Origin of the sequence: Cyclobacterium lianum, from assembly GCF_900143075.1 — a bacterium.
GTDB classification, from domain to species: domain Bacteria; phylum Bacteroidota; class Bacteroidia; order Cytophagales; family Cyclobacteriaceae; genus Cyclobacterium; species Cyclobacterium lianum.
Genome location: NZ_FRCY01000001.1, coordinates 111,569 through 127,565, shown reverse-complemented (window position 1 = coordinate 127,565; position 15,997 = coordinate 111,569). Strand labels below are relative to the sequence as shown.

Here is a 15,997-nt window from a genome sequence, read left to right as displayed (position 1 = left end):
GGTGATTTATGGCAACATTGTTGGTTACTTCTCTGCAATCAGATCGTGCGGTTTTTACCGGCAAAATATCCGAATACCATGAATATCCCCGAGGCACCGAGCATCAGGTAGATCAGCAAGTCCCAGTTCTGCCACAAATCGAAAGCTATGCCAAACAACATGGGTCCGAAAGCGGCTAAAAAATACCCGGCTGACTGGGCCATTCCCGAAAGCCCGGAGGTATACTGGTCATTCCTCGTCCGCAGCGCTATCAGCGTATAGGCCAGGCTGAGACTGGCCCCCATGCCCAGCCCTACCAATCCGATTCCGATAACATTTAACCAGATGGCATGGAAATACAAGCTGCTGAATCCGATCAGATAAATGACCCCTATGGACAATGCCATTCCGGATTGCTGCCTGAACCTGGTAGCAATGACTGGAGAGAGCAAGGTACCGACCAGCCCTACTACCTGCATGAGGGACGCCAACAAACCTGCCTGTGTGGGCGTCAGGCCCCTGTCTATCATCATGTCTGGAAGCCAGGTGATGAGCGTAAAAAAAAGCAGGGACTGCACCCCCATAAACAGGGTTACCTGCCAGGCTAGCGAGGAACGCCAGACGGATTTCCCTGCTTTATCAGGCTGCTGGCTGGGTTTGGGAATTGACCTTAACTGAGGCCACCAGACCAGAAGTGCCAGAAAAAGGAAAAGCGTCCAGAATAAAAGTGAACCCCGCCAGCCCCAATCAATCGCCAAAGGCACGCTGACGGCTGTGGCAATCGCTGCCATCAGAGACATGCCCGTGCTGAACATGCCCATTACCTTGCCTGTTTTCGATGGCATTCTGGATTTCACCAGGGGAATGAGTAAAACATTGCAGATTACTATGCCGATGCCAGTCAGCGCAGTGCCCAGATACAGGGCAAAGGGACCCGCTGCTACACGGATTACCGATCCCGCACCGAGTACGATCAATCCCATAAATATCGCCTTTGCCTTTCCGAGGCGCTGCCCAATGGCTGCTGAAAACAGAGAAAATGTAGCAAATGAAAGCAGGGGCAATGTGGTGAGAAATCCGGCTAATCCATTTGACAGGTTCATGTCTTCGCGTATAAAGGGAATCAGTGGACCCACGGCAGTGATGGACGGGCGAAGATTAAATGACACCAGCAAAATGCCTAAAATCAGCCAGCCGTTGCTGGATTTGTCTTTCAAATGGATCATAAAAGCCGGATAGCGGATGGTGAAAAAAACTATTTGGAAACTTTTCTGCCGGAAGTAACAGCGGTAGCCTCATATTGGTTGCGAATTACTTCAATTTCCTGCTTTTCTCCTATGATTGACAACTCATCTTTTGCTTTTAATACTGTATTTCCATGGGGAAAGATAATTTTTCCATCCCTTTTAATAACGGTGATCAACGATTTTTCCGGAAGGCGCAATTCCTGAACCATCTTCCCAATCAGAACGCCTGAGGGCTTGTCCGCTTCCAGCAGGAGGTTGACAAATCGCTCATCGCGAAGTAAAATCTGGCGGAGTTCATGTTCGTTTTCCGCTTCCAGCCACCTTTTAGGGAAGTTTTCATTGTCCAGAATCTCGGCCAGATGAGCCAGCATTCTGAGATGCTGCCCGGAATGCTTCTTCGAACTGACCAGAAATATTATAGCCTGCAACTTCTTGTGCCAATTGCGCTTCTTGGCTTTAAACAATTCGAAATACCGGAATTTTACCGGAATACCGTCCTTAAAACGTGCTATGGCTACTTCTGAATCGATGTCGGCCTCAAAACGAATATGTTTCAGGGCCGTGGTCTTTCCAATCGCAATCAAGCCCTCTTCCCTTTCATCCTCAAAAGCCTTCATCAGGGTTTTCTTTTTCACGCCCGTCTTCGCGGCAAAATGATCCGATACCCTATCCAGCAATTGCTCATAATCAGTTGCCACAGGGAGGGCATCCAGGATCAGGGCCCGGCTGATCACCCTTTCGTACGGATCTTCGGCTCTCAGGCCCCTTTCCTTCATCATGTCCCATAGCTCCATTTCCAGTCCATCATACCGCCTCTGCCCCAACTTGCTGTAAACATGAAACATGGCCCCTTCTCTTTTTACCCGGTCTTTGGCATAGCTGAAATACCAGAAAATGCTGGCACCTATGATCAGGAATGTAAAGATCAGGGACAAAAACCCCATTTCAATAATCAGAAAAAGAGAAAACAACAGTCCGGTGATCTGTACCCAGGGATATAGTGGGGACCTGAAACCCGGATCATAACCCTTCAGTTCACTTTCCCGCATGACGATCACGCAGATGTTTAACAAGCCAAAGAGCATGAGTTGAAAGGTACTTGCGATTTTAGCTACCGACTCTACGTTGAACACCAGCAACAGAAATACCATCAATAAGGTAGTGGCAACGGTCGCATAAAGAGGTGTTTGGAATTTGCCCAATTTACCAAAAGCGGACGGAATAAGCTTGTCCCTGGCCATACCCAGCGGGTACCTGGCGGCAGACATGATCCCCGCATTGGCTGTGGAAGCAAAGGCAGCGATCGCCGCTACCACCACCAGTATCAATCCTGTCTTTCCCGGCAGCCAGCTCATAAATACTTCTCCTGCGGTAGCCACAGGAGTGAGATCGGCAAAAAACACATCTCTGTCCAGCAGGGAAACCATGATAAAAACCCCGATAACATATATGGTCGTAGCCGTGGCCAGCGAATAGATCATCGCCAGCGGAATGTTTCTATCCGGATCAGTGACCTCCTCCGCCACACTTGCCACTTTGGTCAGACCCGCATAGGATACAAACACCAAACCAATAGCGCCAAAAAACCCTGTGGCACCGTTCAGAAAAAACACATCGTATTCTTCCCGCAAATGGTTGAAAAAATCGTACCGGAAAACACTGGACAAACCCTGAATGGCATAGAAGGATAGGATCAATACCAGGGTCGCTACCAATACTTTCTGAAGCCAGCCTGCCTCTTTTGATCCGATGATATTGGTAAAACCAAAGGTCAAAGTCAGTCCGATAGCTACCGGCGTGATAGGCACATCAATGAAAATGGCAATATAGGCTCCCATACCGATCAGCGCAAACGCGCTTTTGAATATCAGTGCAAACCAGGATCCTATACCTCCGATCGTCCCAAAAAGCGGACCCAGACTGCGGTCTATAAAATAGTAGGCCCCACCGGCCCGGGGCATTGCCGTCGCCAGCTCCGCTACACTGAGCATGGTCGGATACATCATAAAACCTGCAACCAGATAGGCCAAAACTACGGAAGGCCCGGTCATGACCGCCGCTAATCCGGGCAATAGAAAAAAGCCAGAACTGAACATGGCTCCGGTACTGATGGCATAGACATCAAATAGCCGCAAAGTTTTCTTTAATCGCTTTTCTGACATTAAACGTCGTTTTACAAGTAATGAAACCGTAAACTGAAATTGGCTTTGGAATTGACTAAAAATAAATATAAAAAGTGATATTTTCATTACGGCCCCACAGGAAAACTACGCTACAGCCTGATTTGTTTTCATTTATACAGAACCGGGTTTATTGGAGAAACAAACTTATTACCTCATAAAAGTGTTATTTATATCTATTTATTTGTATTTCAGATAATTTATGACGACATTTGAGCTTACTATTTCAAATGACAGCATATGAGGGCGGTGGTGATTTTTACGTTGATTTTTATTTTGATATCTCAAGACTGGTTGCATGCCAGGCAAAGATCCTGCAGTGCGGGGCAGGCCTCCAAATCGGCCAAACTGGTGGATCTGGGGCAGGAAGGCATCCTGGAGGGCTTCACCAGGGAAAAGGATCAATTTATCCTGAGACAATATCATCCTGGCGGTAAAGCACTTTGGGAAGTTCAGTTGCAGCTGGCTTCCGGCCGTTCTGTAGTCGAAATGGTAGCATCTCCCGCTAGCCAGGACACATTTGTGCTGGATTTTACCCCATCCCTTCGTGGTCCGGGTACCCTTCAAATCCATCATGTCCAGAGCGGTACAGTACGCCGCAGCCTGTCTGTTGAAGACCAGCAGCAACTGATGGGTGAATCATTGCATGCAGTTTTTGCAGATGATTCCTATCTTTATTTTCTGACTGCGGAACATAATCCCGACAAATTCAGGCTGCTAAAAGGGCAGCAAATGAACTATCTGCTCAATCGCTTCCGCATCGCTGACTTTTTCTTCGATCAGGTCAGGCTAGCCTTACCCGAGGCGGGAGAGAGCGACCAGGATCCGAAATGGACCTTTGCCGGTCAGGTAGGCCAGGAGAAATACATGGTTTTGAAAGATGTGGACCTGCAAACCAATATGCTTCGCTGCCAGATAGCAGCTTTTGACGCCGGGGGACGTATTACCCGGAAGATCAACCTGAATTATGCTCCAAAGGACCATGCCATACGGCCATCACTTCATGTGGACGACAATGACCGACGGTTTTTGCTTGCAAAGGATTACAATTATCCGGGGTACAGCTCATTCGGGCCCTTTCCGTCTGCACAGGGTTTCGGGATTGGCGCATACTTTGGTCTCAGACTGGATGAGCAGACAGGAGCATTCTATATCAGCGGACTTTCCGGCAATGAATCGTTTGGTAAAAACCCATTTCATTTTAAGGCCCAGCAATACAGCGGGTTTTACCTGAGCAAATTCAATGCAGACGGGCAACTGATTTGGGAATCCGGACACAGGGCGGATGGAAAAATCATCGCTGAAGAAGATTTTCAAAAACGTGTGCGGCCGGTGAATAAGCAGTCAGGGATTGCGCTTGCAGCAGAAACCGGCGAGATCCATTATGCAATCCGGATTGGCAGTAGCTCCTTTGGTTTTGTGCTGGATGAGGAGGAGGGTGAGCTAATGGCGGTAAATGGTATGCCCATACAGCGGACTTCGGAGAAAACACTAACCTCAGCCGAAACGAACCCAGTGCCGGTAAGCGGTAAAGGCCTATTCCAAATGATTGAGCCTGCTGCTTTGGCGGGGAAAGAACAAAAACACGCAGCGCGCAAGCCAGGTTTGACCTTCTAGTGCAATCGCTGCTCCTGCGGATTATCCGGATTGTCTCCTAGGCGAGAATTTCCCGGATTACTCTTCCATGTACGTCCGTTAACCGGAAATCCCTGCCCTGAAATTCATAGGTTAGTTTTTCATGATCAAATCCGAGTCTCTCCAGAATAGTCGCTTGCAGATCATGTACATGGGTTCGTCCTGATACGCCGTAATAGCCAATTTCGTCTGTTTCACCGTGAACCATCCCCTTTCGGACTCCTGCGCCGGCCATCCACATGGTAAAAGCTTCCAGGTGATGATCCCGGCCATCAAATCCCTCTCCGGTTCGGGCTTCCATCATCGGTGTGCGTCCAAATTCCCCTCCCCACACCACCAGGGTTTCTTCCAGAAGTCCCCTTTGTTTGAGGTCCTTCAGCAGGGCAGCAATCGGCTGATCAATAGCTTTGCAGGAGCGGCGCATTCCTTCGCCTACACCATTGCCGGCGCCCACCCCATGAGTATCCCATCGGTTGTCAAATAGCTGTATGAAACGAACCCCTTTCTCTACCAGTCTTCTGGCCAACAAACAGTTATTTGCAAAGGAGGCCTTGCCAGGAGTCGTACCATACATCTGATGTACATGTTCCGGTTCATCATTGATATTCATGGTATCCGGCACAGAGCTCTGCATGCGAAAGGCCAATTCATACTGGGATATGCGCGTCAGGATTTCGGGATCTTGGGATTGCTCATACTCCATTTCGTTGATCCTGTTGATGGCTTCAATAGATTTTTTGCGCAGGGTACTGTCTATGGATTTGGGGTTAGACAGAAATAACACGGGATCTCCCTCGGAACGACATTGTACGCCCTGGTACACAGTAGGTAAAAAACCACTTCCCCATACACTCTTGCCCGCACTGATCGCTCCACCCCCCGAGGTCAACACCACATAGGCCGGCAAATCCTTATTTTCCGAACCCAGACCGTATACGGACCAGGCACCGATGCTTGGCTTGCCTAATCTCGGACTACCGGTATGCATGAACAATTGGGCGGGGGCATGGTTAAATTCATTGGTATGCATGGCTTTGAGCATACTTACCTCATCGACCATTTGCGCAAATTCCGGAAGGTAATCAGAAACATAGGCACCCGACTGTCCATATCTGGAAAAATGTGCCTGGGGCCCCAGTAATTTTGGAGTACCTTTCAAAAAGGCAAATTCCTTTCCCTCCATCAGAGACTGGGGGGTATCTTTACCGTCGAGTTGCTCCAGGGTCGGCTTATAATCAAAAAGCTCCAGGTGTGACGGACCTCCTGCCATATGCAGAAAGATCACGCTCTTAGCCTTAGGGGCAAAATGTGGCCCCGCGCCGGCCAGGCCTGCTGCTCCTTTGCCGGCTTCGGAAGGCTGCTTTCCACATCCCACCAGCGAACCCAGGGCCAATGCGCCCAGCCCTGAAGTACATTTTTTCAAAAAATGCCTCCTGCTATTGTATTGTGACCGCCGAATAAACGCTTCCTCCCAAATATTCATCTTATCTTCTGGTTACAAATTCATCTAAATTCAACATCGCATTGCTCACCAAACGCATGGCGGCAAGCTCAGGATTGCTGTCCAAATCCTGCCCTTCCTGCCTGTAATAAGCCAAAGACTCCCGGTATAGCTTGTGTAGCACCTCTACCTTTTCCTGTTCCGGTGGCTTCGCAGTGATCAGTTGCAGGTTTCTTTCTATTCCCGATTTGATATCCTTTCCGCTCTCCTCCAGAATCCGCTGCGCCCAGGCATCGGCTGCCTCCACGTAGACCGGATCATTCAGCAAGACCAGAGATTGCAGCGGAGTGTTTGTCCTTACCCTTCTGGACGTACAGACCTCCCGGGAAGGGCTATCAAAAGTAACCATGGAGGGATACGGGTGCGTTCTTTTCCAATAGGTATAAACAGCTCTCCTGTATTTGTCCCGGCCCTCGCTTTCGTACCAAAACCTACCCCCAAAGCTGATGATATTTTCAGGCTGGTAAGGCATTACACTGGGACCATAAAGCTGTCTGTTCAGCAAGCCGCTAAGGGCCAGCGCCTGATCCCGGATGGTTTCCGCCGGGAGTCTCGTCCGGGATCCCCGCGACAGGTATTTGTTATAGGGGTCTTTCTGCTGCTTTTCATCACTGGAGACAGAACTCTGCCTATAGCTTGCCGACATCACGATCATCTTGATCAGGGATTTCATGGACCAGTTCATATCTTCCCGGAAGGTCAAGGCGAGCCAGTCCAGCAGTTCGGGGTGGGTGGGTGGAATACCCTGGCTTCCGAAGTCCTCCATGCTTTCCACTATACCAAATCCAAAAAGTTGCTCCCATATGCGGTTTACCATCACCCTGGCGGTAAGCGGATTGTCTTCACTTACCAGCCAAAGGGCAAAATCCATCCTATCCGGATCAGCATCGGAAAGCTTACCCAAAATATCCGGAATGCCGGCCCTGACTTCACTGGATGGAGACCGCCAGTCTCCACGCTCAAACATATGGGTCTTTCTGGATTGGTCTTCCGGCAGGTCCTGCAGGATCGGCGTTTGTACGGGCTTCACAGCCAAAAGCTCCTCCAGCTTTTGCTGTACAGCTTCAGGATAGTGGTTTTTTACAGGCGCTTGTTCATGGTAATACAGCCAGTCGACCCGTACCAGATCCTGGGCAAAGATCCGGTCTTTTTTAAAGTAATAATACAGGTCCCGTTTTCCGTTCACAGCATCGATTGGTATTTTAATCGTTTTCCACTGTTCGGGACGATTTGAGGGAAATCCTTTGCCGGTAACCCCAAAGGTAGCTTCGCCGATTTTTCGTCCCAGAATGGAATCCAGTCTGATTTCCACCCTGGCACCGGTAAGCGAGGCATAGCTCATGCTAATGGCCTCCACGTCAGTCAGGTCTACCTGCTCAAACATGATCCAGGAGCTGTCTTGTACCTGCCAGATAGAGGCCTGATCATGCCCTACGAGTTCGATAAACCGGCTCTTATCCTGAAATTCCTCGGCCTCCACCTGCCGGTGACCCAAGCGGTAAAGCAAATCTTCTTTCTGCCGGTGAAGAAATTCATCGGAAACAGCTTTTAACTTGTCCTCGGGACGCAGTCGCTCGTTTACCCAACTCAGGATATCATGTACTTTTTGCCTTCCCGCCGGCTCATAGGTAAAAACCTTGGGCTGCTCATTGTAAAGGTCCTTGTCGCGGGTATTGTTAAAAAAGGCCATGGACCGGTAAAAATCCTCGTGTCGGATGGGATCATAGGGATGGCTGTGGCATTGAACACATGCCATGGTGGTTCCTTGCCAGACTTCAAAGGTAGTCCCCACCCTTTCCATAACTGCGGCTACACGAAACTCCTCATCATTGGTGCCACCCTCATCGTTGGCCATGGTATTTCGGTGGAAAGCCGTGGCCAGCAGGTCCTTTTCGCTGGGATTGGGCAGCAAATCACCGGCAATCTGAGCGATCGAAAAGGCATCGTAAGGCATGTCCTCATTGAATGCTTCGATCAGCCAGTCGCGGTATTTCCAGATCTCCCTGTGAAGATCCTTTTCGTATCCTTTGGAATCCGCATACCGGGCCAAATCCATCCAAAACGCAGCCCATTTTTCCCCGAAATGGGGAGAATCCAGCAGGCGGTCAACGGCGTTTTCGTAGGCATTGGGAGAAGTGTCTTTGTTAAAAGCCGCATAGGCTTCCAGGTCGGGCGGGATACCGGTAAGGTCCAGGGCCAATCTCCGAAGGAGAATTTCTTTAGGGGCTTCGGGATTGGGTCTGAGCCCCATTTCATCCAGTTTGCTGAAAATAAAATGATCGACACCGTTTATTGCCTCCGTATCTCCCCCGGGAGAGGAGGGCAGCGGAATGTTTTTTTCGGGAGGAATATAGGCCCAGTGCTTTTCCCATTTTGCTCCTTCATTGATCCACCTTCTGATCAGATCGATTTCCTGCTCCGAGAGCGGATCCTTCCCGAGGGGCATGCGTATCTCGGGATCGTGATGGCTAAGCCGGGCCAGCATTTCTGAAGCTTCCTCATTGCCCGGAATGATGGCAGGCTTACCGGATTCCGTTGGCATTTTGGCTTCCGATTCAAAGAGCAGCGAAAAGCCCCCCGATTGCTTTACGCCACCGTGGCAGGAGATGCATTTGTTATTGACAATAGGACGTATGTCCCGGTTGTAACTGACTGGATCATCCTTGTGCCAGGACCAGTAAATGATCCCTGCCAACAGGGGTAAAACGAATAAAGATTTCCAGCTTTTCATTGGGTGCGTATCTCCGTAAGATCTAAAAGTAACAATTTATGCCATCATTGTCAAAATCCAATCCTGTACTGTACTGCAATACAGGTATAATATGGTTTGCTATTGTTTGGGGCTTTATTTATCTTTTGAGTTATAGACAGGATAGTACAGGCTGGTTTTGCCACTGGATTTAATTATCATTGTGAGGTATCCTCTGCATCCTCCAAAGCCTGAGGGTAGTTTTCTTGTTACGCTATCAGGCGATCAGCTGAGTACAAATCCGTAGAATAGATGATTGAATTGAGATATGAATAAATTAAAGAATACAGGAAATGCTTTTTTAGGGCTAATCGTTCCGGTTTTACTCTGCTTGTTGCTGGCCCAGGGCACATTGGCAGCAGGACTCCAGGAAAACACTGAGACGGGCAGTCCATTCTGGCTTTGGAAATTTCTGGGCCGTCTTCACCCGCTGGCAGTACACTTTCCGGTGAGCTTACTCCTTTTTGCCGCCCTTCTGGAATTAATTACCCTCAAAAATTTCAAACACAAGCTCAGACCTGGCATCGATTTGCTGGTTTGGGCGGGAGTCCTCGGAGCCGTTCTGGCTGCCCTGCTGGGTTGGCTGCTGGCTACTGTGGAAGATTATGGTGGCAGTACCCTGGGGATACACCAGTGGACCGGCATTGCTACAGCCGCACTGGGACTGGTACTCCTTTTCTTTTTAAAGAAATCCGCAGATGGCAATAACCTGCAGGCGGTCAGAATATTTCGGGTGGTCTTGTTTGTTTCCGCAATCGGGGTATCTGTGGCAGGGCACTTTGGCGCTTCCCTGACCCATGGTGAAGACTACCTTACCAGCACCTTTCCCTGGAATGAAGACACCTATTCACCTGAGGATCTGAATATCGATCTGGTGGCATTCGGTGAGGAGGGAGAGCTCAGCGAACAAAAGCAGGTAGAGCTGGTAGGAAAGGTTAGGGCGGTTTTTGCCCATAATTGTTACAAATGCCACAGTGACGCCAAGATCAAAGGAGAATTGAGGCTGGACGAGCGGGAATATGTTTTTGAAGGCGGCGAATCCGGCCCTGTGGTTGTGCCGGGAGATCCCGGTAAAAGCGAACTGGTACGAAGGATCAAGCTTCCGGTAGATCATAAGGAAGTCATGCCCTCAAAAGGGGATGTACTGTCATCCGATGAAATCGCACTGATTTCTTTCTGGGTGGAACGAGGCGCTCCATGGCCGGACGCTGCCAGTGAGGTAAGCGAGTACAGGGTCGCTGAACTGGCCCCCAGGAGACCCAACGTGCCTGCGCCCAGAAAAGGTCTGGACCAACCCATTGATATTTGGGTAGATGAATATTTTCAGGAAAAGGATATCGACTGGAACGAACCTGTGGATGACAAAACTTATCTGAGGCGAATATTCCTGGATATTACCGGATTGCAGCCATCACCTGAAGATTACCAGGCATTTGCCGAAGATTCCCGTCCGGACAAGCGTGCGGCCTGGGTAGAGACCTTGCTCAATCGGAATGACGACTACGCCACCCATTGGATGACCTTCTGGAACGATGCACTGAGAAATGACTACACCGGCACCGGATATATCACCAAAGGACGCTTTGCCATTACCGACTGGCTATACACTTCTTTAAGAGAAAACAAGCCCTACGATCAGTTTGTCAGGCAACTGCTGGACCCGGACGAAAAATCCAGGGGATTTATAGCAGGGATTCGCTGGAGGGGCGATGTCAATGCCAGCCAGGTGACTGAAATGCAGGCCGCCCAGAATGTGGGACAGGTGATCCTGGGACTTAACCTCAAATGTGCCTCCTGCCATGACAGTTTTATCAGCGATTGGAAACTTGAGGAAGCCTATGCCTTTGCAAACATCTTTGCCGATACCACCCTGGAAGTCAGCAGGTGTGAAAAGCCCATAGGGAAGAAAGCCAGCACCAAAATTTTATGGGAAGAGCTGGGAGAGATAGACAGTACCGCCAGCAGAGACAAAAAGCTGGAGCAACTGGCAGAATACCTTGTTCAACCTGCCAACGGGAGGATGTACCGAACGATCGTCAACCGGATTTGGAAGCAGATGATGGGTAGAGGTCTGGTGGAGCCAGCAGATGAGATGGACAATTTGCCCTGGAGCCAGGACTTGCTCGACTGGATGGCGACTGATTTTGAAGACAATGGCTATGACCTCAAAAATCTGATCTACAAAATCGCTACCTCGCAAGCCTACCAGCAACCAGCAGTAGCCATCGAAAACCCCCAGATACTTACCGATGAAGAATTTGTCTTCGAGGGCATGGTTACACGCCGGCTAACGGCCGAGCAATTTGCTGACGGGGTGAGTCAGAATATCGAACCCTTGTTTGCGATGGAGGACCTGAAGTACCGGCCCAATGAGCTGGCTGTGGCAGAACAGTCTACCATGCCCTTTGCCAGGGCAGCTCTGGTCGCCAATAACAGTTTCCTCAAAGCATTGGGCAGACCAAACCGGGAGGTGGTTTCTACCAGTAGAGACAGCCAGGCCAGTTTACTTCAGGCATTAGAGCTCACAAATGGAGAAACCCTGAACCAGGCACTCAAAGCCGGAGCGCAGAAATGGAAGGAGAAATACGTTGACGGGGATATCATCGTTCACGAAACCTACCGGCAGCTACTGGGCAGGGAACCCCACCAGAAGGAATTTAACGTGGCCATGGAGGTGTTGGGTGAGAACCCCGAACCTGCTGCCATCCAGGATTTGTTTTGGGCAGTTTTGTTATTGCCTGAATTTCAATTAATTTACTGATCAAAAGTTATTCGTAATGAATTATAATTGGAGAAGAAGGGATTTTCTGAAAAAAACCAGTGCCGCAACCATGGCCGCCATGGCTGCAGGGATGCCCCTATCCGGATTGCTTTCTTCATGTAACGAAAAGGAAAAAATAAAGAGTACGGCAGATACCGTAATCCTGTTATACATGGCTGGGGGCATGGCCCATACCGAGACCTTTGACCCCAAAAAATACACCCCCTTCCGGAAAGGTATGGAGTCCAAAGAAGTCTTGAGTACGTTCAAGTCTGTTCCTACAGCCCTGGACGGAATTTCCTTTTCAGAAGGCCTTGAAAATATTGGACAGATCATCGACAGGGGAACCCTTATCCGTTCCTACGTTGCTGCCGACCTGGGTCATATCCTGCACACCCGCCACCAGTACCACTGGCATACCTGCTACGAGCCACCACAATCTGTGGCAGTACCGCATATGGGGTCCTGGATGGCAAAAGAACTGGGGCCGGTCAATCCGGTAATTCCGCCCTTTATCAACATCGGGCAACGCTTTACTGTAGGAGAAGGCGAGGAGCTGAAAGCCTTTCACAGCGCCGGATTTCTGGGTAGCGAGTACGGCCCGTTTCTGATACCTGACCCTACTTCAGGGCTCGATAGTGTGCGGCCACCCGTAGGCATGACTACCAAAAGATTTGAAGCCCGTAACCGGCTGTACGAGCAATTGGTACAGGAAAGTGCCATGGGTGAATTCGGATCCGACTACCAGAAGGAATCGCTTAAAAGGTCCATGGAACAGGCTTACATGCTGCTGAATTCGCCTGAAGCAAAAGCCTTTGACCTGAGCCAGGAGCCCAAAGAAAAATATGACATTTACAATACCGGCAAGTTTGGACTGGGTTGCCTGATGGCGAAGCGCCTGGTGGATCAGGGAGCCAGATTTATCAGTGTCACTTCCGAGTATGAGCCTTTTATGGGCTGGGATACGCACGAAAACGGCCATACCCGTCTGAAGGACATGAAGAAGATGATCGATGCACCCATAGCGCAGCTGATCAAAGACCTGGATGAAAGTGGCAGGTTGGACCGGACCATGGTGATCGTTGCCAGTGAATTTAGCCGCGACATGCTGACCGAGGGTAGGCCAGGTGCCAAAGTAAAGGATCAGGTAGAAGTACCCGATATCATAGATGACATGAAAAATTACGGCATGCACCGGCATTTTACCGATGGCTGCTCTGTACTTATGTTTGGCGGCGGAATCAAAAGGGGGCATGTATATGGCAAAACCGCAGATGAAAGACCATGTAAAAGCATTGAGAAACCGATCAAAATTGCAGCACTACACCAAACCATCTACCATGCCCTGGGTATAGACCCGGAAACCAATTACGAAATAGAAAAAAGACCTTTTTATACCACACCGGATGGTGATGGAGTGGCAGAAATGGATTTACTGGCTTAAAAAATTAACATGAAAGACAACTTAAACCCAAGAAGGGAATTTATCAGGAAAACCGGCCTCTCGGTACTCGCAGGTGCGGTGGTTCCCAATATCATTATCAACAAATCCTACGGCATGAAAAAAGAAACCATAATAGGACACGGATCCCACCGCTATCGGGTCATTGAAGGATGGGGAAATCTGGACCCTTCCAAAAACCCTGTCAATGACTGCCACGAGATGGTGGAAGATGCCCGGGGCAGGTTGATCCTTCTCACCAATGAGACCAAAAACAATGTCATCATCTACGACAAGTCCGGAAAATTACTGGAGACCTGGGGCAACAGCTATCCTGGCGCCCATGGCCTGACCATAAGCGACGAGGGCGGTGAGGAGTTTTTGTACATTGCCGACAATACCCGCAGTCAGGTCATCAAAACCGATCTGAAAGGGAAAGAAATTATGGTACTGGATTACCCCAAAGAAACGGGAAATTATGATTACCCCCGGCAGTTTGTACCTACCGAAACAGCCATCAACCCCGCCAATGGAGACATTTACATCGTTGACGGCTATGGAAAGAATTACGTGACACAGTACGATGCCAATGGAAAACTTATCCGGCAATTTGGGGGTTCCGGCAATACAGACGATACCTTTAATTGCTGTCATGGTGTGCTGGTAGACACCAGGGATAAAGCAAACCCTACCTTGCTGATCACGGACCGGGGTCACATGCAATACAAGCGGTTTACCCTGGATGGAAAATACATCAAGACCATACCTACACCAGGTTCCTTCGTCTGCAGACCAGTACTGAGAGGAGACAATATCTATGCAGCCGTATACAGGAGTACCTCGCAGTCCTATCCCAACTCTGGCTACATCACCGTGCTGGATGGCAACGACAAGGTGGTATCTACTCCTGGAGGTACGGCTCCGGAATATGTGGGAGGTAAACTGCTGGAGCAGCGAAAGGACCTGAGCTTCCAGGGCTTTATGCATCCCCATGATGTTTGTGTAGACAGAGACGAAAATATCTATGTCCCTCAATGGGCTTCTCAGAAAACCTATCCGGTGAAGCTGGAGCGGGTATAGGTTTTTGTAGTTAGCATCTGAGGGTTTAAAAAGGGTCTGATGGTTCTAAATCGTCAGACCCTTTTTTATCCTAGGTTTTTTTATATCGGCAGGACATATTGGTTATTGCTTTCGTATAGGCTAAAACTAAATCTTAAAAGGTATGACCAAGCACCAATTACCGGCTGCGCTATTTATTTCCCTGGTATTTTTTTCTGTCCTGGCCTGCACCGACTCCGGAGACGACTTTGACCATGCAGGACTATACGGTTCCTGGGAAACAGTCGATTTCAGGGAAGAATACGGCTTAAACGAAGTCAATTCTCTGGTGCTGAACCACAACGGGAGTTACCAAAAATCCATTACCTATCGTGATCCGGATACGGATGCAATCGTTGGTTATTACCATTTTCAGGAAGGCACCTTTACACTTGCAGGAGAAACAATCGCTTTTGAAGCTGAACAAGACCTTTTTATCGGAAACGAAGCTTCATGGGGAACCATGGAAGAGCTCACTGAAATGGAAATCAATACCGAGGCTCAGCCTGTAATCTCCACGCTCGAATACCGGGATGGGGGATCAAAATTGGCGGTTATCACCGCATGCAATGATGTGTTATTATCCATGTGTGCACCCCATCCGGTATATTCCCGGGTATCCAACTAAGCCTGGATTAATCGACACTCCTTACAGGGTTTGATAAATGGGCACTATTAAAAAAACCTGATGCGAAGCAAATCGAATATGCTTGATAATCCGAACTGAAAGGTGCCCCAAATTTCATGTGGCGGGGAATCTGCAAGGTTCCACCTAAACTTTTCAAAACAAATTACAGACTTATGAAATACACGCTTTACTTTGCAGCTTTGATGGCATTTGGGTATTTGGTTTCTTCCTGCGTATCCGATGATCTTGAATACGAGAACGAATTTGAGGCAAGTCAAACTGCGTGGACGAATTTCAAGGAATCGTCAGGCAATTCCTATACCTACACCGTCGTTTTTGGAAGTTGGGTTGGTTTTTCCTGGGAAACCAGCCTGACTATAGTGGATGGCTACGTTACAGAAAGACATTTTGAATATACAACCTTACCGGACGATCTTTCTGAAGAAGTGCCGGAGGAGGAATTGGAATGGACGGAAACCGAAGCCGAACTGGGCAGTCACCAAATGGGAGCCGAACCTATGACACTGGACGAAGTGTACGCAAAAGCTCGGGATGAATGGTTGGTGAAAAGAGAAAACGCAGTAACCTTTTTTGAGCGGAAAAACGACGGGATGATCTCCACCTGCGGCTATGTGGAAAATAATTGTGTCGACGATTGTTTTATCGGGATAAAAATCAACCGTATTGACGCACTTTAACAATTTGTTTCCCGGCGAGCGGATAAAACCATTATAATGCTGGGAAACCTCTGTTAAGCCAGCGGCCTGTTTCGTCGGTG

10 protein-coding genes are annotated in these 15,997 nt (G+C 49.0%); 6 read left to right on the top strand and 4 right to left on the bottom strand.

From position 1 onward, the window contains the following. Positions 1-38: 38 nt before the first annotated feature. On the bottom strand, positions 39-1,205 hold the full coding sequence (locus tag BUB19_RS00470) for a CynX/NimT family MFS transporter (RefSeq protein WP_073090038.1): 1,167 nt from the start codon (positions 1,203-1,205) through the stop codon (positions 39-41). 29 nt (positions 1,206-1,234) lie between these two features. Next, entirely contained in the window at positions 1,235-3,388 is a 2,154-nt protein-coding gene (locus tag BUB19_RS00465; protein WP_073090035.1) for an amino acid permease, read from the bottom strand. A 258-nt stretch (positions 3,389-3,646) separates the two neighbouring features. On the opposite strand from BUB19_RS00465, the gene BUB19_RS00460 reads away from it, so the two are divergent. Continuing rightward, entirely contained in the window at positions 3,647-5,023 is a 1,377-nt protein-coding gene (locus BUB19_RS00460) for a hypothetical protein (RefSeq protein ID WP_073090032.1), read from the top strand. Between the two features lie 37 nt (positions 5,024-5,060). Here the strand turns inward: BUB19_RS00460 and BUB19_RS00455 are convergent, their stop codons facing one another. Together BUB19_RS00455 and BUB19_RS00450 are read right to left on the bottom strand one after the other, a co-directional pair. After that, positions 5,061-6,524, bottom strand: coding sequence for a DUF1501 domain-containing protein (locus tag BUB19_RS00455; protein WP_073090029.1), 1,464 nt, complete (start codon positions 6,522-6,524; stop codon positions 5,061-5,063). A 1-nt stretch (position 6,525) separates the two neighbouring features. Further along, positions 6,526-9,273, bottom strand: coding sequence for a DUF1553 domain-containing protein (locus BUB19_RS00450; protein ID WP_073090026.1), 2,748 nt, complete (start codon positions 9,271-9,273; stop codon positions 6,526-6,528). Positions 9,274-9,559: 286 nt separating this feature from the next. Here BUB19_RS00450 and BUB19_RS00445 point away from each other — a divergent pair, with 286 nt between their 5' ends. From BUB19_RS00445 to BUB19_RS00425, 5 genes are all read left to right on the top strand, one after another. Next, on the top strand, positions 9,560-12,052 hold the full coding sequence (locus BUB19_RS00445) for a PSD1 and planctomycete cytochrome C domain-containing protein (RefSeq protein ID WP_084096871.1): 2,493 nt from the start codon (positions 9,560-9,562) through the stop codon (positions 12,050-12,052). Between the two features lie 16 nt (positions 12,053-12,068). After that, positions 12,069-13,496 (top strand): DUF1501 domain-containing protein, encoded by a 1,428-nt coding sequence (locus BUB19_RS00440; protein ID WP_073090022.1) that lies wholly within the window; start codon positions 12,069-12,071, stop codon positions 13,494-13,496. A gap of 9 nt (positions 13,497-13,505) precedes the next feature. Then, positions 13,506-14,573, top strand: a complete 1,068-nt coding sequence (locus BUB19_RS00435) for an NHL repeat-containing protein (RefSeq protein WP_073090019.1) — start codon at positions 13,506-13,508, stop codon at positions 14,571-14,573. A 142-nt stretch (positions 14,574-14,715) separates the two neighbouring features. Further along, positions 14,716-15,219, top strand: a complete 504-nt coding sequence (locus BUB19_RS00430; protein WP_073090015.1) for a hypothetical protein — start codon at positions 14,716-14,718, stop codon at positions 15,217-15,219. Positions 15,220-15,392: 173 nt separating this feature from the next. After that, on the top strand, positions 15,393-15,917 hold the full coding sequence (locus tag BUB19_RS00425) for a hypothetical protein (protein WP_073090012.1): 525 nt from the start codon (positions 15,393-15,395) through the stop codon (positions 15,915-15,917). Positions 15,918-15,997 lie beyond the last annotated feature (80 nt).

Bases quoted from the DNA above. Each gene is read 5' to 3' on its own strand.
- BUB19_RS00445 (WP_084096871.1), top strand. From the start codon at position 9,560: ATGAATAAATTAAAGAATACAGGAAATGCTTTTTTAGGGCTAATCGTT.
- BUB19_RS00465 (WP_073090035.1), bottom strand. From the start codon at position 3,388: ATGTCAGAAAAGCGATTAAAGAAAACTTTGCGGCTATTTGATGTCTAT.
- BUB19_RS00425 (WP_073090012.1), top strand. From the start codon at position 15,393: ATGAAATACACGCTTTACTTTGCAGCTTTGATGGCATTTGGGTATTTG.
- BUB19_RS00435 (WP_073090019.1), top strand. From the start codon at position 13,506: ATGAAAGACAACTTAAACCCAAGAAGGGAATTTATCAGGAAAACCGGC.
- BUB19_RS00470 (WP_073090038.1), bottom strand. From the start codon at position 1,205: ATGATCCATTTGAAAGACAAATCCAGCAACGGCTGGCTGATTTTAGGC.
- BUB19_RS00455 (WP_073090029.1), bottom strand. From the start codon at position 6,524: ATGAATATTTGGGAGGAAGCGTTTATTCGGCGGTCACAATACAATAGC.
- BUB19_RS00430 (WP_073090015.1), top strand. From the start codon at position 14,716: ATGACCAAGCACCAATTACCGGCTGCGCTATTTATTTCCCTGGTATTT.
- BUB19_RS00450 (WP_073090026.1), bottom strand. From the start codon at position 9,273: ATGAAAAGCTGGAAATCTTTATTCGTTTTACCCCTGTTGGCAGGGATC.
- BUB19_RS00460 (WP_073090032.1), top strand. From the start codon at position 3,647: ATGAGGGCGGTGGTGATTTTTACGTTGATTTTTATTTTGATATCTCAA.
- BUB19_RS00440 (WP_073090022.1), top strand. From the start codon at position 12,069: ATGAATTATAATTGGAGAAGAAGGGATTTTCTGAAAAAAACCAGTGCC.